Below are 21,305 nucleotides of genomic sequence, written 5' to 3' on the forward strand. Positions count from 1 at the left end.
TCGAACGCGGGCGGGCCATGGCGAGAGGTGACCCTTGATGGCGGGATACGGACGGTGGATCGCGGCCGGGGGCATCGTGCTCCTGGCGGTGGCCTGGATCGCCTCGGGTGTGCTGACCCGCGAGCCGCCGGCGGAACCGGAGCCCCGGGCGGCGCAGTCGATGGCGGTGGCGGTGGAAACCCGGGCGGCCGAACCGGTGGAGCGGATCCTGGTCCTGCAGGGACAGGTGGAACCCGACCAGCGGGTGCGGGTGCGCGCCGAGACCGCCGGGCAGGTGGCCGAATGGGCGGTGACACGGGGGGCCGAGGTGGCAGCGGAGGACCTGCTGGCCCGTCTGCGCATCGACGACCGCGAGGCACAGCGTCGCCAGGCCATTGCGCGCGAACGCGGCGCCGAGAGCGACTTCGAGGCGACCCGTCGTCTGCATCAGCAGGGGCACGCCTCGCGCACCGAGCTGGATGCGCGCGAGGCCGAGCTGGAGGCGGCACGTGCCGCGCGCGAGGCGGCCGAGCTGGATCTGCGCAACACGCGCATCCGCGCGCCACTGGCAGGTATCGTGCATCAGCGGCTGGCGGAACCGGGGGATTTCGTCGGCCGCGGTGACCCGGTGGCCGAGATCATCGACAACGATCCTTTGCTGGCGGTGGTGCAGGTGCCGCAGCACCAGATCGGGCGGGTCGAACGCGGGCAGATGGCGCGTATCCGCTTCCTCGACGGGCGCACCGCGGAGGGCGAGGTGCGCTTCGTCGCACGAGTGGCCGAGCCGGGCACCCGCACCTTCCGCCTCGAGGTCGAGGTCCCCAATCCCGATGGCGCGTTGCCGTCGGGCCTCAGCGCCGGTGTGGAGATCCCCACCGACATCGTCCGCGCCCATCGCGTGTCGCCGGCGGTCATGTCCCTGGGCGATGACGGTCGCGTCGGGGTGAAGACCGTGGACGATGCCGATCGGGTGGCCTTCCACCCGGTGGAAGTCGTGCGGACCGCGGCGGATGGCGTGTGGGTGACCGGTCTTCCGGACGAGGCCCGGGTCATCACCGTGGGGCAGGGCTTCGTGACCGAGGGCGAGCGGGTGCGTCCGCAGGCGGCCGGGGAGACCGAGCGGTGAATGCGCTGATCGCCTGGGCGGTGACGCATGCCCGGACGGTCCTGCTGTTCCTGCTGCTGATCCTGGTCACCGGGTCCATGGCCTGGGTGGTGGCGCCGAAGGAGGCCGCTCCCGAGATCGACATCCCGATCTTCTTCGTGTCCGTGCCCTACCCGGGAATTTCGCCGGAGGATGCCGAACGCCTGATGGTGCAGCCGCTGGAGCGCGAGCTGCAGGGCATCCCCGGGGTCGATGAAATACAGTCCTGGGCCGGCGAGGGCTTTGCCCTGCTGCGCATCGATTTCGAACCCGGCTGGGACAACCGCGAGGCTCTGTCGGATCTGCGCGAGGAGGTCGATCTGGTTCGTCCGGAGCTGCCGGACGGGGCCGAGGAGCCGTCGGTGTCCGAGGTGGACCTGTCGCTGTTTCCGGTGGTGACGGTGAATCTCTCGGGGCCGCTGGAGGAGCGCACGCTGGTGCGCCTGGCACGCGAGCTGCGCGACCGCGTGGAGGCGCTGCCGGGCGTGCTGGAGGCCGACATCGGCGGCGACCGCGAGGAGCAGATGGAGGTGCTGGTCGATCCGCTGGTGCTGGAGACCTACGAGCTGTCCTTCGGCGATCTGAGTCGCGCGATCGAACGCAATAACCGGCTGGTGGCCGCCGGCGCGGTGGACACCGGGGTGGGACGCATCCCGTTGCGGGTGCCGGGCACCATCGACGACATCGATGACGTGCTGGACACCGCGGTACGGGTGGAGAACGACACCGTGGTGCGCGTGCGCGACGTGGCCGAGGTGCGCCGCAGTTATCGCGATCCGGAGGGCTTCACCCGCATCGACGGGCAGCCGTCGGTGTCGCTGGAGATCCGCAAGCAGACGGACGCCAATATCCTCGAAGTGGTGTCGGCCGCGCGCGCGACCATCGAGGCCTCGCGCGCCGAATGGCCCGACTCGCTGGAGGTGACGTATACCCAGGATCAGGCGAAGGACGTCGCCGATCTGCTGGGTGATCTGGAGAACAACGTGATCACCGCGGTGCTGATCGTGGCCCTGGTGATCCTGGTGATGATGGGCGCGCGTGCCGCGCTGCTGGTGGGACTGGCGATCCCCGGGGCCTTCCTCGGCGGGATCCTGGCCATTCATCTGCTGGGCTTCACGCTCAACATCGTCGTGCTGTTCGCGCTGATCCTGGTGGTGGGGATGCTGGTGGACGGCGCGGTGGTGGTCGTGGAACTGGCGGACCGCTATATCGCGGAGGGGCGCGGGCGGGTCGAGGCCTTCCGCGCCGCGGCTCAGCGCATGGCCTGGCCGATCACGGCCGCCATCGCGACCACCCTGGCGGTGTTCGCACCCATGCTGTTCTGGCCGGGGATGGTGGGCGAGTTCATCGTTTATCTGCCGGCGACGGTGATCGTGACCCTGATCGCCTCTCTGGCAATGGCGCTGGTGTTCATCCCGGTGCTGGGTTCGGTGATCGGCCCGTCGCATCCGATCAACGCGGAACAGACGCGTTTCGTGCGCGCGGCCGAGGAAGGGCGGTTCGACCAGCTGCATGGCTTCACCGCCCGCTACATCCGTATGCTGCGGCCGCTGGTGGACCGGCCGGGGCTGACCCTGGGGGCCACGGTCGGGTTGCTGGTCCTCGCGTACGCCGCCTATGCGAGTTTCGGTCGCGGGGTGGAGTTCTTCCCGTCGATCGAGCCGGAGAACGTGCAGGTCCAGGTGCAGGCGCGCGGCGATCTCTCGGTGCGCGAGGCAGACGCGCTGGTGCGCCAGGTGGAGGGCCGCCTGATGGCGTCGCCCGAGGTGAAACACGCCTATGCCCGCACCCTCGGGACCCAGCTCGCGCGCCTGCAGGGCGATTATCCGGAGGACGTGGTCGGGGCGATCCAGCTGGAGCTGACCCACTGGCGCACCCGCCCGCCGGCGGAGGCGGTCATCGCCGAATTGCGCGAGCGCACCGCGGATCTGCCCGGACTGCGGCTGCAGTTCCGGGCGCAGGAACACGGCCCGGGCGAGGGCCGGCCGATCCGCATCGTCGCCTCCGGCGAGCAGCCCGGGCGCATCCCGCCGGTGATCCGCGAGATCCGCGCGCAGATGGACGAACTGGGGGGCTTCGAGGACATCGGCGACGACTTGCCGCTGCCCGGGGTGGAGCTGGAGGTGCGCTTCGACCGCGAGCAGGCGGCGCGTTTCGGCGTCGACGTGCCGCTGCTGGGCGACGGCGTGCAGCTGCTGACCGACGGCATCCTGCTGGGGAGCTGGCGCCCCGATTTCACCGACGAGGAGGTGGACATCCGCCTGCGGCTGCCGGCCGAGCAGCGCCACCTGCAGCAGCTGGCCAATCTCAACCTGCCGGCGCCGGGCGGGCTGGTGCCGCTGGCGAATTTCGCCGAGCTGGTACCGGTCCCCGCGACCGGTCTGATCAAGCGCCTCGACGGCCAGCGCGCCTACACCATCGAGGCGGATGCCGCGCCCGGTTACCTGGTGGACGAACGGGTGCGGGCGCTGCAGGCACGGCTGGACACCCTCGAGCTGGATGACGCGGTGGAGATCCGGTTCCGCGGCGAGGCCGAGGAGCAGGAGGAGGCCGCGCGCTTCCTGCTGGGGGCCTTCGCGATGTCGCTGTTCCTGATGCTGGCGATGATGGTCACCCAGTTCAATCGGTTCTCCCAGGCGCTGCTGGTGATGTCCGCCATCGTGTTCTCCACCGCCGGAGTGCTGCTGGCGCTGCTGGCGCGCGGCGAGCCGTTCGGCATCGTGATGAGCGGGATCGGCGTGCTGGCGCTGGCGGGGATCGTGGTCAACAACAACATCGTGCTGATCGACAACTACAACGAACAGCGCGGTCGCGGCCTGACGGCGCACGAGGCGGCCCTGCGGGCGGCGGCCCAGCGCATGCGGCCGGTACTTTTGACCGCGATCACCACCATCCTCGGCCTGCTGCCGATGGTGCTGGCCTGGACGGTGGATTTCGCCGGGCGGGATTTCTACATCGGCGCCCCGGTCACCGGCTTCTGGGTCCAGCTGGCCACGGCCATCGCCGGCGGGCTGCTGTTCGCCACCCCGCTGACCCTGCTGTTCACCCCCGCGATGCTGGTGCTGCTGGATCGCATGCGCGGGCGCTATGAGTCATTGCGCGTATCCATGCGTCCGGGGAGCTCCAGCGAGCCGTAGCGCCAGGCCTGCAGGCCCTCGGGCCACGGATGGCGCGGCAGCCCGGCCTTGCGCAGCAGGGCGTCGACGAAGGCCTCCGGATCGGGCAGGGATTCCCAGACCGCCGGGAGGAAGGTGGCGCGCCGCGGCCCCGCCTGCAGGATCAGCCCATCCTCGCGCGGGCGCAGCCGGTCCAGCAGGGTGTGGCGGCTGGTGGCCGCCAGCGGTTCGGAGGGCCCCAGCAGGGTCACCGAGTACTCCAGCCCCGCGAGTTCGCCGGGGTCCAGCGGGGCGAAGCGCGGGTCGCGCGTGGCCGCGGCGACCGCGTTGTGCAGCACATCTTGCGCCAGCGGACGGCGCGCTTCCAGCGATCCGATGCAGCCACGCAGCTCGCCCCCGCACTTGAGGGTCACGAAGCTGGCCCCGGGGGCATTCAGGGGCGCGGGTTCCGCCTCCGCGAGGAGTTCGGGCGCGGGGCCGTCACCGGCGGCGTGGCGGATGGCGTCGCGGGCCAGTCCGGTCAGCCGTTCACGCGCCGAAGTATCGGGTTCGAACGGGACCGTCATTGCAGGGCCCAGGCACCGTAACCCACCACCTGGTCGCGCGGGCCGGCGGTATCCGCCGAGGTGCGCCGGTCCAGGGTGGTGATGCGCAGTCCGCGGCGTCGCGCCGCCCGCAGCAGTCCGGCCAGCGGGCGGCAGCCGCAGGCGTCTTCCGGCCCCAGCGCGGTGTCGTCCATGCGCTCGATGACCTGCTGGGTCGCCGCATCCAGGCGCTGTGCGGTCGCCTCGTCGTGGAAATGCGACAGGTCCGAGCTCACCACCACCAGGGTCTCCGGGTCGTCCCACAGCCGGTCGAGCACCGCCTCGACCTGGTCCGGGGACGCATCGCCGACGACCAGCGGGACCAGGCGGAAGTCCTCGAGGGCCACCTGCAGGAACGGCAGCTGGGCCTCCAGGCTGTGCTCCGGGCCGTGGGCGGCGTCCAGGCACTGCACGCCGGGCAGACCGGCGAGGGCATCCACGGCCTCGCGGTCCACGGGGATGTCGCCCAGCGGGCTGCGGTAGTACGCGCTGTCGGTGGTGGCGATCCCGCGAAACGGCACGCGGTGCGAGGGCCCGAGCAGGACCACGCGCCGGATGCGGCCGGCCAGCGGACGCACTCGGGCGTAGGCTGCCGCCGCGACCGGACCGGAGAACGGGAAACCGGCGTGCGGGGCGACGATCGCCCGGGGCGCCGGGGCATCCGCCTCCGGCGGCGACACCTCGGCGAGAAAGCGCTCCACCATCTGCCGCAGTGCGGCGGCATCGGCGGGGTAGAAGCGCCCGGCGACGGCGGGTTCGCGGATGGCGGCGGTGGCGGACATGTCGGGCTCCACAATATCGGGACTCATGGCTTGAATTGTGGGACCTCGGGGGCCACATTCAAGAGTATGAGCCGTACGACCGACACTCCGCAGCACGACGCCTTCACGGTGTCCACGCGCTACTGGCACGCCCTCGACGACGGCCGTGTGCAGTGCGACCTGTGTCCGCGTTTCTGCAAGCTGAAGGAAGGGCAGCGCGGCGCCTGTTTCGTGCGTGCCCGGCTGGACGACGAGGTCGTGCTGACCAGCTACGGCCGCTCTTCCGGTTATTGCGTGGATCCGATCGAGAAGAAGCCGCTGAACCATTTCCTGCCGGGGACACCGGTGCTGTCGTTCGGGACCGCCGGCTGCAACCTGGCCTGCAAGTTCTGCCAGAACTGGGACATCAGCAAGTCGCGCGAGGTCGATACCCTCGCCGACCGGGCGGATCCGGAGACCATCGCGCGGGCGGCCGAGGAGCTGGAATGCCGCTCGGTGGCGTTCACCTACAACGACCCGGTCATCTTCCACGAATACGCGATCGACGTGGCGGCGGCCTGCCGTGCGCGCGGGATCCGCACGGTGGCGGTCACCGCGGGCTACATCACCGAGGCCGCGCGCGGCGAGTTCTTCTCCGCGATGGATGCGGCCAACGTGGATCTCAAGGCGTTTACCGAGCGCTTCTACCACCGCCTGACCGGGGCGCATCTGCAGCCGGTGCTGGATACCCTGGAGTGGCTGGTGCACGAGACCGATGTGTGGACCGAGATCACCACCCTGCTGATCCCCGGAGAGAACGACAGCGATCCCGAGATCGTGGCGATGGCCGACTGGGTGTACCGGCATCTGGGTCCGGACGTGCCCATGCACTTCACCGCCTTCCACCCCGATTTCCGCATGACCGACCATCCGCGCACGCCGCCGGAGACCCTGCAACGGGCGCGCAACATCGCCCGCGAGCGGGGACTGCATCACGTGTATACGGGGAACGTGCACGACCGTGATGGGCAGAGCACCTGGTGTCCGTCCTGTGGCCGGCGGCTGATCGGGCGCGACTGGTACCGGCTGTCGGACTGGAACCTCACCGCCGACGGCTGCTGCAATGCCTGCGGGGCAGCCGTTGCCGGGGTGTTCGAGGCGCGGCCGGGGGACTGGGGGCCGCGCCGCCAGCCGGTGCATCTGGCGGACTTTGCCCGCTGACCGGCGCCGGCCTGCGCCCCGGCGAGTCCCTCGGCGATTCCCTCAGCGCGGGACGCCGGCGGCGGCCACACCGCCCTCGCAGTCTTCCAGCAGCTGCGGCAGTTCCTCCGCCGGGACCGGCGGGCTGCACAGAAAACCCTGCCAGGCATCGCAGTAGCGGGTCTGGAGGAAGCTGCGCTGGTCTTCGGTCTCGACCCCTTCCGCCAGCACTTCCAGCCCCAGGTTGTGGGCCATGTTGATGATGGTCACGGTCAGTTCGGCATCGTTGGGGTCGTGCGGCAGATCCTGGACGAAGGCCCGGTCGATCTTGAGCCAGTCGATGTTGAAGCGCTTGAGGTAGGCCAGCGAGGAATACCCGGTGCCGAAGTCGTCGATGGCCAGCGCCACGCCCAGGCCCTTGAGCTGCAGCAGGACCTCGCGCGAGCCCTCGGCCTGGATCAGGGTGGTCTCGGTCATCTCCAGCACCAGACGCCCGGGGTCCATCCCGGTGGAATCCAGCACCTCGCGCACGCGCGCGACCAGTGCGGGGTCGTTCATCTGGTGGGCCGAGAGGTTCACCGCCAGCGACAGCTCCGGCAGGCCCTGCCGGTCCCATTCCACCACCTGGCGGCAGGCCTCGCGCAGGACGAACTCGCCCAGCGGGCTGATCAGGCCGGTTTCTTCGGCCACCGGGATGAAGCGTCCGGGCGAGATCAGCCCCTTGTCCGGGTCGCGCCAGCGTACCAGCGCCTCGACCCCGGACACGCGGCGTTCGCGCAGGTCGATCTGCGGCTGGTAGAAGACCTCGAGATGGCCGTTCTTCAGGGCCTCGCGCAGATGATTTTCGGTCTCCAGGCGCTCGCTGGCGGCGGCGGTGAGGTCCTCGCTGTAGAAGCTGTAGGTGTTGCGGCCCTGGGCCTTGGCGCGGTACATGGCCGCGTCCGCCTGGGTGATCAGGGCCTCGGGCGACCCGCCGTTATCGGGGAACAGGGTGATCCCCAGCGAGCCTCCGACCTGCAGCGAGCGCCACCCGCCCACCGCGAAGGGTTCGGCGATCACCGCCAGGATCTCCCGGGCCCGCTCCTCGAGGGCCTCCAGCGATTCGACATCGTCCAGCAGGACGATGAACTCGTCGCCGCCCAGGCGGGCGATGGTGTTGGCTCGTACCCGATCCTTGAGCCGGTCGGCGAGGATCTTCAGGAGTTCGTCGCCGACCTGGTGGCCGAGGCTGTCGTTGATGGTCTTGAAACGGTCGAGGTCCAGGAACAGGATCGCGACCCGCCCGCCATCTTCGGCACTGGTGTTGATCGCCGAACGCATGCGCTGGGTCAGCAGCACCCGGTTGGGCAGGTCGGTCAGCGGGTCGTGGCTGGCGCGATGCGCCAGCTCCGCCTCGTGCCGGCGCAGGCGGGTCTCGGCCTCGCGGCGCTGCTGCACCTCGCGCCCGAGGTCGCGGTTGATCCGGTGGTAGCGCAGGGTCGCTGCGGCCATCAGCGCCAGCAGCCCCAGCAGCAAGGCGATGGTGACCGCCGGGTTCTCGCGCCAGTAGAGCAGCGGGTCCAGGGCCGGGTTGCGTTCGTAGGGCGGGGCGCCCAGGCGTTCCAGCAGCTCATGTGCCGGGGCGTAGGACAGCGGTGCGGCCCAGCCGAAATATTCGCCGGTCCGGCTTGCCGGGTGACCCTCCGGCATCTCCAGCAGGGCCACGGTCACCGCGTTGGCCAGGGCTTCGTCGGCATGTTCCATGCGCGAGAACGGCCATTCCGGGAACAGGCGGGTGGTGTGCTCGAACGGAAAGCCGGGGGTGTCGCGCGGTTCCAGCACCCGCAGCTCGCCGGGTTCGAACGCCCCGGCCCCGGCCATGCGGTCGAGCACGCCGGTGCGGACCGTGCCGGCGTCCGCGCGGCCGTCGAGCACGGCCTCGACCACGCGGTCATGCGGCATGTCGGTGAAAGTCAGTTCGGCGAGATCCTCGCGCGGATCCACGCCGGCATCCAGCAGGGCCTCGTGCCCGGCATGCCAGCCACCCAGCGAGCCCTCCTGTACCGCAAACAGGTGCTGGCCGGCGATGTCCTCCAGCGCGGTGATGTCGTCGCGGTCGGCGCGCGTGAAGATGACGCCGCCGAACAGCCGGACCGGTTCGCCTTCGTGTGACGCGATCAGTGTGGTCAGGCGGCTGATGCCGTGGGCGTATTCCAGCTGGACGTAGTGCCCGGTATTGGTGAGAACGAAATCGATCTCTTCCCCCGCAACCGCGTCTTCCAGCTCGGGGTAGTTCATCGCCCGCATGCGGAAGCGGGCGTCGAAATCCTCGCCAAGGCGTTCGGTCAGGTAGTCCGCGGTCGGTTGCCAGCGGGCCTCGGCTGCGCTTGCCTCGCGCACTGCGAGCACACCGATGTCCACTGTCGTGGCCCCATCCGGAGCGCCGGCGACCGCGCCCGGGAGGGACGGGAGCAGCATCACGGCCAGGACAAGGGTGCGGGGCAGCCAATTCATGCCGGTCAGCCTACTACGAACCGGGCGGTGGATGCTTGTCCGTGCAGACAACGGTTTGATTCGGGAACCTTTCGTTCCCGCGAGGGGCAGGGAAATGCAGGGAGGGCAGAGAGGGCAGGCAGGAAAGGCCGCCAGGGCCGCGCCCGGGCCACGGCCACGGGCGGGCGAGAGGGCGAGTGGCCGGCGTTCACCAGCTCTTGTAGGGCAGGAACTTGCCGTTCCAGGTGATCTTCACCCGGTCACCCTTCGGGTCCTCGACCTTGTCGATGTCCATGGTGAAGTCGATGGCGCTCATGATGCCGTCGCCGAACTTCTCGTGGATCAGCGCCTTCATGGTGTCACCGTACACGTTGATCGCCTCGTAGAAGCGGTAGATCACCGGGTCGGTGGGGATGGTCTTGTCCCAGTGCTTGTGCGGGAACGCCTGCAGGGCCTTCGACACGTCGGGCCCGAGATCGAGAAACGCGGTGAGCCGGTCGGCCGCCTCGGCGTCGAGATGATTCATGCCGTAGCAGGCCGAGGTCACGTAGACCTCGTGCAGGCCGGTGGCCTCGGCGATGCCGGCCCAGGTCGCGGACCGGCCCTCCTTGGCTTCGAGGATGGTGGCGGTCATTTCGGTCTTGCTGAGGGTCATGGATGGCCTCCCGGTTGGTGTCGGATCAGTGTTGCCACCCAATGCTCTGCAGATCCCGTGCCAGCTGGACGCCGTTCACCGGATCCGCTCCGGGACGGCCGTACGGCAGCACGGGTCGGGTGAGGCGGACACTTTGTCCGCTCCCGGTGCGGACAAAGTGTCGACAATGTCCGCACCGGGGTCTCAGGCCAGTCCCAGTTTCTTCAGGCGGTAGCGCAGCTGGCGCGGGGTGAGGCCCAGGTCCATGGCGGCGCGGGTCTTGTTGCCGCCGCTGCGTTCGATGGCGTCCCGCAGCTGGTCGGCCTCGGAGGCGTGCACGCGGCGGTAGGGGCGGACGATGCCGGGGCCGGCCGCCCCGTCGGAGTGCGCCTCGTTGCCGTGCGTGCCGGGAAAGGCCGGGGTGTCCGGCGATGGTGCGGCGTCCGGTTGCGGGGAAGCGGCGGGACCGGTGGCGTGCAGCCCCGGGCTGATGCGCGATTCCTCGTGCAGGATCTCGTCGATCAGGGCGGTGCCGATGCGGCCCTCGCTGGAGAGCAGGACCGCCCGCTCCAGCACGTTCTCCAGCTGGCGGATGTTGCCCGGCCAGTCGAAGGTCTCCAGACGCTCCATCACCCCGTCGTCCAGGACCACGTTCCAGCCATGGACGTGGGTGTAACGGTCGAGAAAGTGCCGTGAGAGCAGGCGAATGTCGCTGGCGCGATCGCGCAGCGCGGGCATGTGCAGCGGGATCACGTTGAGGCGGTAGAACAGATCGAGCCGGAATTCCCCGGCATTGACCGCTTTCTGCAGGTCCTTGTGGGTGGCGGCGACCACGCGCACGTCCACCGGGATGTCGCGCGATCCCCCGATCGGCTGCACGACCCGTTCCTGCAACACGCGCAGGATCTTGGACTGCAGCGCCTCCGGCATGTCGCCGATCTCGTCGAGGAACAGGGTGCCGCCGTCGGCCAGGGCGATCTTGCCGGTCTTGGCGCTGGAGGCCCCCGTGAAGGCCCCTTTCTCGTGGCCGAACAGTTCCGATTCCAGCAGGTCGGCCGGGATCGCGGCACAGTTCAGGGAGATGAACGGTCGCGCGTTGCGCTGGCTGATCCGGTGGATCATGCGTGCGATCTTCTCCTTGCCGGTGCCGGAGTCGCCGGTGATCAGCACCGTGGCCTGGGTATCGGCGATGCGGTGGACCTGCTTGAGGACGCTGCGCAGGGCCGGGCTCTCGCCGAGGATCCCGTATTTCGCCCCCTGGGTGTCGAGGGCGCTCTTGAGGTAGCGGTTTTCCGAGACCAGTTCGGCCGTGCGTTCGGCGATCAGCTGGTTGATGCGCAGGACCTGGCCGATCATGGAGGCGACAACGCGCAGCACGTTGAGATCGTCCTGGAACTGGCGCGAGCGGCGGCGCAGCCGGTGGACCCCGAGTACGCCGATCGGCTGTTCGTCCTGCACGATGGGGACCCCGATATATGCCACGGTCTCCTGCGGCAGGGTGGAGCGGTCGACCGCCCGGGCGAGGTATTCCGGCTCGTTGTCGATGTCCTGGATCAGCGCGATCTGCCCGGTCTTCATCACCCGGCCGGTCACGCCCTCGCCCAGCGAGTAGCTGCCGCGCTCGCGTTCGGCGTCGGTCAGGCCGTAGGCATGCCGGATCTTCAGCTGTCCGCTGTCCGGGTCGGGCAGCAGGACCCGGCCGCGATTGAGGCCCAGCAGCTGGGACATCATGCCGAGGATGCGGTAGATGGCGGCGTCGGGGTCGCGCGAGCGGCCCATCAGCCGGGCGACCTCCAGCAGCAGGGTGATCTCCTGCTCGCGGGTCGCCTGGTCGGTGCGGTCTTCGGTGGCGGTGTCGTTCATGCCCGGTGGGCATGCAGAAACCCTGCCAGCGCCGCGGACCGGGCCGTGGCGGGGCACGGAGCGGATTCGGGAGGAACCTGGCGACGGATTTTGCACCGCGATGGTGCGCTCGGTTCCGGTACGCGCCCGAAGGGTGCAGTGCATGCCGCGGGCCGTGGACAAAAAAGGCCCGGCCGCGCACGGCCGGGCAGACGGAGGGAGTGAGGGGGCAGCTCAGCTTTCGGCGTGGTAGCTGCTGCGCCGGATCAGGCGCACGCAGATCGCGTCCAGCATGTAGCCGATCAGCCCGATCACCAGCACGAAGGCGGCCAGCTTGTCGTACTCGAGCGTGTCGCGGGCATCGTTGATGGCGTAGCCGAGTCCCGAGGTCACGCCCAGGTATTCCGCCGGCACCAGTACGATCCAGGCCACGCCCACCGCCAGGCGGATGCCGGCGAACACGTCCTGAGCGATCGCGGGCATCACGATGTAGCGCAGGGTGTGGTAGGGGTTGGCGCCCAGGTTGTTGCCCACCTTCAGCCACATCGGATCGATGCGCTGCACGCCGTGCGCGGTGGCGTAGGTGATGGGCCAGACCGCGGCGATGGCGATCAGGAAGATGATCGCCGCATCCCAGGTGGCGAAGGCCAGCACCGCGATCGGCATCCATGCCAGCGGCGAGATCATGCGCAGGAACTGGAACGGCACATGGGTGGTTTCGCGCAGCACGTTGAAGTAGCCGATCATCACGCCCAGCGGGACCCCGATCAGGATCGCGTAGAGCAGACCGAAACCGACCCGGTGCAGGCTGGACTCGATCGGCGACCACACCTGGCCCGAACTCACGATGTCCCAGAACGCGGTCAGCGTGGGCCCGGGGGCGAAGCTGGCGAACGCCATGGTGTCGGGGTTGTTGGCGATCAGCCAGCCACCCCACCACCACAGGGCGAGCAGTCCGGCGATGCCGAGCAGCGGGTACTGCAGCCGCCGGCGCAGGTGGTTCAGGGAACGCAGGGAGGCCCACCCCCACTCCCCGGGGGTGGCCGGCATGTCGAATGTGACGTCGCGGTTCATAGCTGTACGATCTCCTCGCGGGCAAACGGCGAATCCATGTCCACGCCGGGTGCGTTGTGCCAGGCGGTGTATTTCTCCATGGCCTTCTCGACGAACTCGTAGTTGACCAGGTCATCGGCCACCTCTTCGGGGTCCAGGCCCGAGAGGAAGGTGGTGTCGCCGCCGACCAGGGTCTCGTTCATCGCCCCGACCAGCATCTTCGTCGCCGAGGGGTACGGCCACGGGGAGAAGTCGATGCGGCCGTTAGCCCAGTCGGCATGGCGGATCGCGCCGGAGTCGATGTAGGTACTGTCGTCGGCGTAGTTGGTCATCGCACGTTCGACCACCCCGGACGGCATCGGCAGATACCCCTTGCCGTCGCGCGACAGCAGGTGGGCGATCTCCTTCTTGTTGTCCTGGATGTGACCCTGGGCGCGAACCACCGCGTTCATGGTCTTCTGCGTCCATTCCGGCTGGCGGTCGGTGAGCGTCTCGTTCATGCACACCACGCAGCAGGGGTGGTTCTTCCAGATGTCGCCGGTGAAGCGCAGCAGGTTGCCGTGGGCCAGCATCTCGCCGGCGGCGTTGAAGGGCTCGGCGACGATGAAGGCGTCGATCGAGCGCGCGGCCAGGGCCGGCGGCATGTCCGGCGGCGGCATCAGCATCAGGTTGACCTCGTCCGGGGCCAGATCGTCGCCCTGATCCTTGATCACCGGCTTCAGGCCGGCGTCGCGCAGGGCCATCTGCATGACCACGTTGTGCATGGAGTACCAGTAAGGCACGGCCACGCTCATGCCGCCCATGTCGGCGAAGTCGTTGACCTCCACGTGACGGCCGGTGACCACCGCCGAGCCGTTGGTGTGGGCCCAGGACATGATCTTGGCCGGGAAGTCGTTCTGGTAGCGCATCCACAGCGGGATCGGCTTGAGCAGGTGGACCAGGTTGAAGCGGTTGGCCGCGAAAGATTCGATCAGCGGCGACCAGCCGCGGATCAGCTGCGGTTCGGCCACCTCCAGGCCTTCGTCCTCGAAATAGCCCTCGGAATGCGCGACCAGCAGGGCCGCGGCGTCGGTGATGGGGATGTAACCGATGCGCACGACGCCGTCGAAGTCGTCCACTTCGGGGTCGACGCCACCCAGGTCGGGCTGCTGGGCGAGCAGCGAACCCGGGGCGGTCAGGCCGGCGCCGGCGACCAGCGAGCCGGCCGCCGCCGAGCGCAGGAAGGTGCGGCGGGACAGGCTGCCGCCAAGGATGCGGTCGAGTTCCGCGTCGATGTGGTGGTGGTTGTCACAGTTGCACATGGTGAGGTTCCTCTCGGGTAACGGGCTAGGGACGGTTCAGGCCGCGCGAATCGCGCGACGGGCGGGGGCGGATCCGGACCCGGCGGAATCGTCGGCTTCGGGGGCTTCGGGGGCTTCGGGGGCTTCGGCGGATGACGACGTGTCATCGGTCGGGTCGAGGCGCGAGGCGGGGTGGCGTGTCGCGCCAAAGAACTCCATCAGCTCGGCCTTCAGTTCGGTGAATCCGGGGCTGGTGCGGTCGCGCGGATGCGGCAGGGCCACCTTGAGCTGGTGCTGCAGCGTGCCCGGGTTGGAACCCATCACTACCACGCGATCGGCCATGGCGACGGCCTCTTCGATGTCATGGGTCACGAACACCACGGTGATGCCGCGATCCCGCGACAGCCGCACGACCTCGTCCTGGAGCTCGGTCTTGGTGAACGCATCCAGGGCGGAAAACGGCTCGTCCAGCAGCAGGAGTTCCGGGTCGGTGGCCAGGCTGCGCGCCAGGGCCACGCGCTGCTGCTGGCCACCGGACAGCGACTGCACGTTGACCTCGGCCTTTTCGGCCAGGCCCACCGTCTCCAGCAGGGCGTCGACGCGCTTGTTCATGCCTTCCTGACGGCCCTGAAAGATCAGGCCGAGGGAGGCGTTGCGGCGCACGGTCATCCACGGGTAGAGCGAGGGCTTCTGGAACATCATGTTCCAGCGCGGGCTGGGCTTGATGACCTGGTGGCCGTTGATGCGTACCGCGCCCTCGCTGGGGATCAGCAGGCCCGCGAGCATGTGCAGCAGGGTGGATTTCCCGCAGCCGCTCTGCCCGATCAGGGCGATGGTCTCGCCGGGGCTGACGGTCAGCTCGATGTCCTGGAGCGTCGGGTCCGTCTGTTTCGGATAGTGATGCGTGATGTAGTCGATGGAGATGGCTGCGCCCATGGCGATGCTCCTCTTCCGGGAACGTTGATGGGCCGTGGTTCTCACGGCGCGCTCACAGGAACCCTTACAAGAGGCGTGCCAGATGCAGAACGGCGGCGGACCGGGCGCGAAACGGGGTGGCTCCGGAGGGGGTGAAACGGCTGCAGGACGCGGATCAGCGGGGACCGGGCGGGGGGCACGGGCCGGCGCGGGCGGTGACGCCGGGTGGCGGTGGCCGACGTTTCGTCGTGGTGCAACGGGGCATTGTGTCGACAATGTTGGTGCAAGGGGCAGACAAAGTGTCCGCTTTGTCCGCCCGCGGGGCAGGGCGATCTCCCCGGATGGCCTGCCGATCGGCCGGGAATCGCGGCATGGCGCCATCGGGGGCAACATGGCACGGCTTCTGCAACGGGACTGGCGACCCGGCCACAAAGGTTCGGGCATTGACCAAACAACCGTCAGGAGACCTGATCATGTCGACCGCAGAAGCCACCACCGCCATTTCCATGAATGCCCTGGATCCCATCGACCAGGACGGCCTGAACAAGCTCGCCGACAAGGGCAAGGCCAACCCCGACAGTGTCGTGACCCTCAAGGCGCGCACCGTGTGCGAGGGCAAGTTCCGCAACCTTACCTACGTGCGTGACCTCGATGCCCACGTGATCGACGAGCCCCCGCATCTGCTGGGCGACGACACTGCGCCCAACCCCTCGGAGGCCGCGCTGGCCAGCCTGGGGGCCTGCCTGTCGGTGGGGATGCATGCCAACGCCATCGATCGCGGCATCACCCTCACCAAGCTGGAGCTCTCGCTGGAGGGCGACATCAACGTGACCGCGGTCTGGGGCGTGGGCGATACCGACAAGTCCAAGCGCCTGGGCTTCACCGACATCCGCGTGAAGGTCGACCTCGAGGGCGACGCCAGCGAGGAAGAGCTGAAGGAACTGGTGGCGCACGCCGACTTCTGGTCGCCGGTCGCCAACACCATGCGCAACCCGGTCAACGTGGCCGTGGAAAAGGCCTGAGGCCGAGGAGACCCGTAATGCTCGAGACCCGTGAACAAGCAACGGGGGTGGCGCCGGTCTCCGCACCGGTGTACGCCGAGGACGGGCTGCGGGACCTGGTGGCGGGGCAGCTTGCCCCGCTCACCGTCCGCATCGACCGTGACGGCCATTACCCCGAGGAATTCCTGCATCAGGCGGGTCAGCTGGGTGCGTTCAATGCCCATCTGGCCAGTCAGAACCCCGCTGGGGCCACGGACCTGGTGTCCGCGATCCGCGCCGAGGAGGTGATCTCCGCCGAATGCATGACCACCGGCTTCGTTGCCTGGTGCCAGAACGCCTGTGCCTGGTACGTGGAGAACAGTGATTCCTCCACGCTCAAGCGCGAGGTCCTGCCGAAGCTGGCCAATGGCGAGGCGTTCGGCGCCACCGCCCTGTCCAATCCGATGAAATGGTTCGCCAGCATCGAGGAGCTCAAGCTCTCGGCCGAGCGCGTGGAGGGCGGCTACGTGGTGTCCGGGGCGCTGCCGTGGGTGTCCAATCTGGGCGACGATCACTACTTCGGTGCGATCTTCCGTACCACGGATGACAACCCGCGTCCGCTGATGGCGGTCATCAACTGCGCCGACCCCGGCTTCAGCCTGACCCCGTGCCCCGAGTTCATCGCTCTGGAGGGTTCGCGCACCTTCGGCTGCCATTTCGACCGGGTGTTCGTGCCCGACGAGCACGTGCTGGCCGATCCCCTGCCGGAGTACATCCAGCGCATCCGTCCCGGTTTCGTGCTGCTGCAGATGGGCATGGGCCTGGGCCTGATCGAGGGCTGCATCAACACCATGCACGAGGCCAACGAGACCCTGTCGCACGTGAACGGTTACCTCGATGACCAGGCGGGCGAGCTGGAGGAGGTCCTGGAAGACGCACGCCAGGCGACCTATGCCCTGGCCCGCGATCCCTTCGACACCAGCGACGCGTTCTTTGCCGACGTGCTGCAGATGCGTCTGACCGGTTCGGAACTGGCGCTGCGGGCCTCGCAGTCGGCGCTGCTGCACAGCGGGGCACGCGGTTACCTGTCCAGCGCGGCTGCCCAGCGCAAGCTGCGCGAATCCTATTTCGTGGCCATCGTTACGCCCGCCATCAAGCACCTGCGCAAGGAGCTGGCGCGTATCCACGCCCACTGACCGGCGCCCGGAGGAGACATCATGCTGGAAACCACCACCAAACTCGATGCCGAAGCGGCCGTGGCCGCCCTGAAGGAGTCCGTGGAGGCGCAGGGACTGCGCGTGGCCGGAGAAATCAACGGCCAGGCCAATGCCGCGATGATCGGGGCCGAGGTCCCGGTCGACCGTATCCTCGAGGTCTTTCATCCACGCTATGCCCTGCGCGTGTGGGAGGCCTGCAAGCCCGCGGGTATCGACATCCCCCTGCGCATCCATGTCTGGAGCGACGGCGAGCAGCTGCATGTAACGGCGCGGCGTCCGTCGGAGGTGTTCGCCCCCTGGGGCAGCGCCGAGCTGGATGCGCTGGGCGCGGAGCTGGACCCGCTGTTCGAGGCGATTGTCGCCCGTCTGCCGGAGGTTGCGTGATGTCTGCTGAAGCCGAAACCGAAACCGAATATCGACGCTACATCTGCCGCGTGTGCGGCTACATCTACGACGAGGCGAAGGGCGACCCGGACTCGGGCCTGCCACCGGGGACCCGGTTCGAGGACATCCCGGACGACTGGTACTGCCCGGACTGCAACGTCACCAAGGCCGACTTCGACCGCCTGCAGCCGCGTGCCGAGGACCCGGTCGAGGCACAAGCGGCGCAGGCCTGGCGCACCCCGCTGGCGGACGACCCGGATGCGGTGGTGGTCGTCGGCGGCGGCATGGCCGGCTGGGCAATGGCCGGGGAACTGCGCGCCCGCGACCCGGAGCGCAGCATTCGTCTGGTGACCGGGGATCGCGGCGATTATTACACCAAACCGCGGATCTCCACGGCCTGTGCGCGCGGCGTGGACCCGGACGACCTGATGGAGGAATCCGGCGTGGCGCGGGCCGCGCGCCTGGGCGTCGAGCTGCTGCCGCACGTGCGCCTGCTGGACATCGACCGTCAACGCCGGCGTCTGATCACCCCGCGCGGCGGCATTCCCTACGGCGATCTGGTGCTGGCGACCGGCGCGAGCCCGATACGGCTCGACATCCCGGGTGACGGACCCCCGCCGCGGGTGGTGAACACCCTGGATGACTACCGCGCGCTGCGTGCGGAGCTGCAACCCGGGGCCCGCGTGGCGATCGTGGGCGCGGGGCTGGTCGGCAGCGAGCTGGCCGATGATCTGGCGGCCGGCGGCTATTCGGTGGATCTGATCGAGATGGCCGAGCGCCCGCTGGCGCGGCTCGCGCCGCCCGAGCTGGGAGATGACCTGGCGGCTGCACTGGCGCAGCGCGGGGTCGCCCTGTACACCGGGACCTCGGTGGCTTGTCTGGAGGCCTTGCCGGCGGCGGGCGAAGGTCCCGTGGCGTCCCGGCTGACACTGGCCGGTGGCGAGACCCTGGAGGCGGACGTCGTGATTACCGCCCTCGGTTTGCGGCCGAACATCGACGTGGCTGTCGGGGCCGGCCTGGACTGCGGGCGCGGCATCCGGGTGGACGCCACGCTGGCGACCTCCGATCCGGCGATCCGCGCCCTCGGGGACTGTGCCGAATACGACGGCGTCCTGCGCCCCTACGTGGGTACGCTGCGGGCCCAGGCGGAAGTGATCGCCGATCGCCTGGCCGGGGGAACGGCGCGCTATGCACCGGACGCCGGCACCGTGCAGGTCAAGACCACCAGCCTGCCGATGCAGGTCTGCCCGCCGTCGGCCGTGGATGCGGCCACCGGTGAGTGGGTGTCCGTGGAGGGCGATGCCGACGGCCGCCGGATGGAGTTCCATGCCGACGGCCGCCTGGCGGGCTTCGCCCTGTCCGGGGCCCTGACCCGCGAGGCCGGGCCGATGGAGGCCCGGCTGGGCGAGCCGGTGACGCAGCCGGAGGTTCGCGCGCGGATGGCGTCCTGACGGACGCCTCCCGGCCGGGCTCCGGCGGCGCCCGGGGCTTCAGCCTCCGGTCGGCTCCAGCAGCAGGGCGGTCAGTGGCGGCAGGTCCACATGCAGCGTGGCCGGCTGGCCGTGATAGGCCTCGGTCGTGGCCTCGCACTGCAGCGGGCCGCGCGAGGCGCCGCCGTAGAACTCCGAGTCGGTGTTCAGCATGACCCGCCAGGTCCCGGCCCGCGGGCTCGGGATCGGGTAGCCGCTGCGTTCCACCGGCGTCAGGTTGAGGATCACGATGCGTTCGTGGCCGTCCACGTCACGGCGCACGAAGCTGAGCACCGAATTGTCGGCGTCGTCGGCATTCAGCCAGGCGAAGCCATCGGGCTCGAACTCGCGACCGTGCAGCGCGGGCTGTTCGCGATACACCCGGTTGAGGTCCTTCACCAGCTGCTGCAGACCCTGATGCAGCGGATACTGCAGCACGTACCAGTCCAGCTCCCCGGCCTCCGACCACTCGGTTCCCTGGCCGAACTCCTGACCCATGAACAGCAGCTTCTTGCCCGGATACAGCCACTGCCAGGCGTACAGCAGGCGCATGTTGGCGTGCTGTTCCCACTCGTTGCCGGGCATGCGCCCGCGCAGGCTGCGCTTGCCGTGCACGACCTCGTCGTGCGAGAAGGGCAGCACGAAATTCTCCGAATAGGCGTAGATCTGCGCGAACGTGAGCTGACTGTGGTGGTAACGCCGGTAGACCGGATCCATGCCGAAATACGTCAGGGTGTCGTGCATCCAGCCCATGTTCCACTTCATGGTGAAGCCCAGCCCGCCCATCGACGGCGGCCGGCTCACGCCGGGCCAGGCGGTGGATTCCTCGGCGATCATCACCACGCCGGGGTGGCCGGTCTGCACGGTCTCGTTGACGTCGCGCAGGAACTCGATCGCCTCCAGGTTCTCGTTGCCGCCGTGGATGTTGGGGATCCACTCGTGATCCTCGCGGTTGTAGTCGAGATAGAGCATGGAAGCGACCGCGTCCACCCGCAGGCCGTCGAGGTGGAAGTCTTCGATCCAGCACAGCGCCGATGACAGCAGGAAGTTGCGCACCTCGGGGCGGCCGTAGTTGAAGATCAGCGTGCCCCATTCGCGGTGCTCGCCCAGACGCGGGTCCTCGTGCTCGTACAGCGCGGTGCCGTCAAAGCGGGCGAGGGCGAAGTCGTCGCGCGGGAAATGCCCCGGCACCCAGTCGAGGATCACCCCCAGACCGGCCTGGTGGGCGGTGTCGACGAAGCGGCGGAAGTCGTCCGGGTCGCCGAAGCGCGAGGTGGGCGCGAAGAAGCCGGTGGACTGATAGCCCCAGGAGCCGTCGAACGGGTGCTCGGTGACCGGCAGCAGCTCGAGATGGGTGAAGCCCATGTCGCGGGCATAGGGCACCAGGCGTTCGGCCAGTTCGGCGTAGTTCGGCCAGTCGCCGTCGGGGCTGCGCTGCCAGGAGCCCAGGTGCACCTCGTAGATGCTCATCGGCCGGTGCTTCCAGGCTTCGGGGTCGCGGTTGTCCATCCATTCGCGGTCGTTCCACGCGTAACCGCTCTCCGGGATCACCCGCGAGGCGGTCTCCGGGCGTACCTGGTAGGCGGCCGCGTAGGGGTCGGACTTCAGACGCAGCTCGCCGGTGTCACGGTTGCGGATCTCGTACTTGTACAGGGTTTCCGGACCCAGCCCGGGGATGAACAGCTCCCAGATGCCGCTGGAGCCGTGCACGGTCATCGGATGGCAGCGTCCGTCCCAGTGGTTGAAGTCGCCGACCACGCTGACCCGTTCGGCCGCCGGCGCCCAGACGGCAAAACGCACGCCGTCGATCCCGTCACGGTTTTCGCAGTGCGCGCCGAGCATGCGGTGGGCATGCCAGTGGCGGCCTTCGCCGAACAGGTGGCGGTCGAAATCCGGGATGTTCGGGGCAAAGCTCCACGGGTCGATGACGCTGACGATCTCCTTGTGGCCGGACGGGCGCCAGCGCAGCTCCGGATGCTCCGCCAGCTTGCGCGATGGCCCCTTCCATACGAACAGCCCCGGGGTGTCGGTGGTGTCCATCGGCTCCGGCGGGGCGTCGGGTTCCGGAACCAGCCAGACCTCGTCGGCCTGCGGGAACCAGGCGCGATAGCAGGTGGTCTGGCGATTGAGGGCGTGGGCCCCCAGGACCGCATGCGCGTCGTGCAGACGGGCCTGTGCCAGACGCCGGATTTCATCCGCGACTTCCGTAATGCAATTGTTCCGGTCAGTTGTCATACTCGAGGCATCCGCTTCACGTAGAGTGGGGCCGGTCAACGGAATCCGCGGGGGAACCCGC

At 69.0% G+C, this 21,305-nt stretch carries 16 protein-coding genes; 7 read left to right on the forward strand and 9 right to left on the reverse strand.

Annotated elements, in window-relative coordinates; translation table 11 throughout:
- Positions 1-37 precede the first annotated feature (37 nt).
- Together C998_RS0108955 and C998_RS0108960 are read left to right on the forward strand one after the other, a co-directional pair.
- Positions 38-1,105 carry an efflux RND transporter periplasmic adaptor subunit gene (locus tag C998_RS0108955; RefSeq protein WP_018870526.1) on the forward strand — a complete coding sequence of 356 codons (1,068 nt, stop codon included), beginning with the start codon at positions 38-40 and terminating at the stop codon, positions 1,103-1,105.
- Complete coding sequence (locus tag C998_RS0108960) at positions 1,102-4,260, forward strand: efflux RND transporter permease subunit (RefSeq protein WP_018870527.1); 3,159 nt, start codon at positions 1,102-1,104, stop codon at positions 4,258-4,260. Before C998_RS0108955 ends, C998_RS0108960 begins: the two co-directional genes overlap by 4 nt.
- Here the strand turns inward: C998_RS0108960 and amrA are convergent.
- A complete protein-coding gene (gene amrA / locus C998_RS0108965) occupies positions 4,209-4,805 on the reverse strand; it encodes an AmmeMemoRadiSam system protein A (protein ID WP_018870528.1) in 597 nt (198 codons plus the stop codon). The genes C998_RS0108960 and amrA overlap by 52 nt on opposite strands.
- A complete protein-coding gene (gene amrB, locus C998_RS0108970) occupies positions 4,802-5,605 on the reverse strand; it encodes an AmmeMemoRadiSam system protein B (RefSeq protein ID WP_026279553.1) in 804 nt (267 codons plus the stop codon). The genes amrA and amrB overlap by 4 nt, the downstream gene beginning before the upstream one ends.
- A gap of 66 nt (positions 5,606-5,671) precedes the next feature.
- Between amrB and amrS the strand changes: the two genes are divergently transcribed.
- The gene (gene amrS / locus C998_RS0108975) at positions 5,672-6,784 is read left to right on the forward strand and encodes an AmmeMemoRadiSam system radical SAM enzyme (RefSeq protein ID WP_018870530.1); all 1,113 of its coding nucleotides are present in this window, start codon (positions 5,672-5,674) and stop codon (positions 6,782-6,784) included.
- A gap of 42 nt (positions 6,785-6,826) precedes the next feature.
- On the opposite strand, the gene C998_RS0108980 is transcribed toward amrS, so the two are convergent.
- The 6 genes from C998_RS0108980 to C998_RS0109005 form a co-directional block, all read right to left on the reverse strand.
- Positions 6,827-9,256 (reverse strand): EAL domain-containing protein, encoded by a 2,430-nt coding sequence (locus C998_RS0108980; RefSeq protein WP_026279554.1) that lies wholly within the window; start codon positions 9,254-9,256, stop codon positions 6,827-6,829.
- Positions 9,257-9,443: 187 nt separating this feature from the next.
- Entirely contained in the window at positions 9,444-9,890 is a 447-nt protein-coding gene (cynS, locus tag C998_RS0108985; protein ID WP_018870532.1) for a cyanase, read from the reverse strand.
- 183 nt (positions 9,891-10,073) lie between these two features.
- Positions 10,074-11,732, reverse strand: a complete 1,659-nt coding sequence (locus C998_RS0108990; protein WP_018870533.1) for a sigma-54-dependent Fis family transcriptional regulator — start codon at positions 11,730-11,732, stop codon at positions 10,074-10,076.
- 213 nt (positions 11,733-11,945) lie between these two features.
- On the reverse strand, positions 11,946-12,761 hold the full coding sequence (locus C998_RS0108995) for an ABC transporter permease (RefSeq protein WP_231364975.1): 816 nt from the start codon (positions 12,759-12,761) through the stop codon (positions 11,946-11,948).
- Positions 12,762-12,781: 20 nt separating this feature from the next.
- Positions 12,782-14,065, reverse strand: a complete 1,284-nt coding sequence (locus C998_RS0109000; protein WP_018870535.1) for an ABC transporter substrate-binding protein — start codon at positions 14,063-14,065, stop codon at positions 12,782-12,784.
- A 36-nt stretch (positions 14,066-14,101) separates the two neighbouring features.
- A complete protein-coding gene (locus C998_RS0109005) occupies positions 14,102-14,980 on the reverse strand; it encodes an ABC transporter ATP-binding protein (RefSeq protein WP_018870536.1) in 879 nt (292 codons plus the stop codon).
- 452 nt (positions 14,981-15,432) lie between these two features.
- Here C998_RS0109005 and C998_RS0109010 point away from each other — a divergent pair, with 452 nt between their 5' ends.
- From C998_RS0109010 to C998_RS0109025, 4 genes are read left to right on the forward strand one after another with little or no spacing between them, the layout of a single operon-like run.
- The gene (locus C998_RS0109010; RefSeq protein WP_018870537.1) at positions 15,433-15,981 is read left to right on the forward strand and encodes an OsmC family protein; all 549 of its coding nucleotides are present in this window, start codon (positions 15,433-15,435) and stop codon (positions 15,979-15,981) included.
- Between the two features lie 17 nt (positions 15,982-15,998).
- A complete protein-coding gene (locus C998_RS0109015) occupies positions 15,999-17,135 on the forward strand; it encodes an acyl-CoA dehydrogenase family protein (RefSeq protein ID WP_018870538.1) in 1,137 nt (378 codons plus the stop codon).
- Between the two features lie 21 nt (positions 17,136-17,156).
- Positions 17,157-17,540 carry a DUF302 domain-containing protein gene (locus C998_RS0109020; RefSeq protein WP_018870539.1) on the forward strand — a complete coding sequence of 128 codons (384 nt, stop codon included), beginning with the start codon at positions 17,157-17,159 and terminating at the stop codon, positions 17,538-17,540.
- On the forward strand, positions 17,540-18,991 hold the full coding sequence (locus tag C998_RS0109025) for an FAD-dependent oxidoreductase (protein ID WP_018870540.1): 1,452 nt from the start codon (positions 17,540-17,542) through the stop codon (positions 18,989-18,991). The genes C998_RS0109020 and C998_RS0109025 overlap by 1 nt, the downstream gene beginning before the upstream one ends.
- 39 nt (positions 18,992-19,030) lie before the next feature.
- On the opposite strand, the gene glgB is transcribed toward C998_RS0109025, so the two are convergent.
- Positions 19,031-21,244 carry a 1,4-alpha-glucan branching protein GlgB gene (gene glgB, locus C998_RS0109030; RefSeq protein ID WP_018870541.1) on the reverse strand — a complete coding sequence of 738 codons (2,214 nt, stop codon included), beginning with the start codon at positions 21,242-21,244 and terminating at the stop codon, positions 19,031-19,033.
- Positions 21,245-21,305: the final 61 nt, after the last annotated feature.

Origin of the sequence: Thioalkalivibrio sp. ALgr3 (assembly GCF_000377325.1) — a bacterium.
Taxonomy (GTDB): Bacteria; Pseudomonadota; Gammaproteobacteria; order Ectothiorhodospirales; family Ectothiorhodospiraceae; genus Thioalkalivibrio.

Bases quoted from the DNA above. Each gene is read 5' to 3' on its own strand.
- C998_RS0108955 (WP_018870526.1), top strand. From the start codon at position 38: ATGGCGGGATACGGACGGTGGATCGCGGCCGGGGGCATCGTGCTCCTG.
- amrA (WP_018870528.1), bottom strand. From the start codon at position 4,805: ATGACGGTCCCGTTCGAACCCGATACTTCGGCGCGTGAACGGCTGACC.
- amrB (WP_026279553.1), bottom strand. From the start codon at position 5,605: ATGTCCGCCACCGCCGCCATCCGCGAACCCGCCGTCGCCGGGCGCTTC.
- amrS (WP_018870530.1), top strand. From the start codon at position 5,672: ATGAGCCGTACGACCGACACTCCGCAGCACGACGCCTTCACGGTGTCC.
- C998_RS0108980 (WP_026279554.1), bottom strand. From the start codon at position 9,256: ATGAATTGGCTGCCCCGCACCCTTGTCCTGGCCGTGATGCTGCTCCCG.
- cynS (WP_018870532.1), bottom strand. From the start codon at position 9,890: ATGACCCTCAGCAAGACCGAAATGACCGCCACCATCCTCGAAGCCAAG.
- C998_RS0108990 (WP_018870533.1), bottom strand. From the start codon at position 11,732: ATGAACGACACCGCCACCGAAGACCGCACCGACCAGGCGACCCGCGAG.
- C998_RS0108995 (WP_231364975.1), bottom strand. From the start codon at position 12,761: ATGCCGGCCACCCCCGGGGAGTGGGGGTGGGCCTCCCTGCGTTCCCTG.
- C998_RS0109000 (WP_018870535.1), bottom strand. From the start codon at position 14,065: ATGTGCAACTGTGACAACCACCACCACATCGACGCGGAACTCGACCGC.
- C998_RS0109005 (WP_018870536.1), bottom strand. From the start codon at position 14,980: ATGGGCGCAGCCATCTCCATCGACTACATCACGCATCACTATCCGAAA.
- C998_RS0109010 (WP_018870537.1), top strand. From the start codon at position 15,433: ATGTCGACCGCAGAAGCCACCACCGCCATTTCCATGAATGCCCTGGAT.
- C998_RS0109015 (WP_018870538.1), top strand. From the start codon at position 15,999: ATGCTCGAGACCCGTGAACAAGCAACGGGGGTGGCGCCGGTCTCCGCA.
- C998_RS0109020 (WP_018870539.1), top strand. From the start codon at position 17,157: ATGCTGGAAACCACCACCAAACTCGATGCCGAAGCGGCCGTGGCCGCC.
- C998_RS0109025 (WP_018870540.1), top strand. From the start codon at position 17,540: ATGTCTGCTGAAGCCGAAACCGAAACCGAATATCGACGCTACATCTGC.
- glgB (WP_018870541.1), bottom strand. From the start codon at position 21,244: ATGACAACTGACCGGAACAATTGCATTACGGAAGTCGCGGATGAAATC.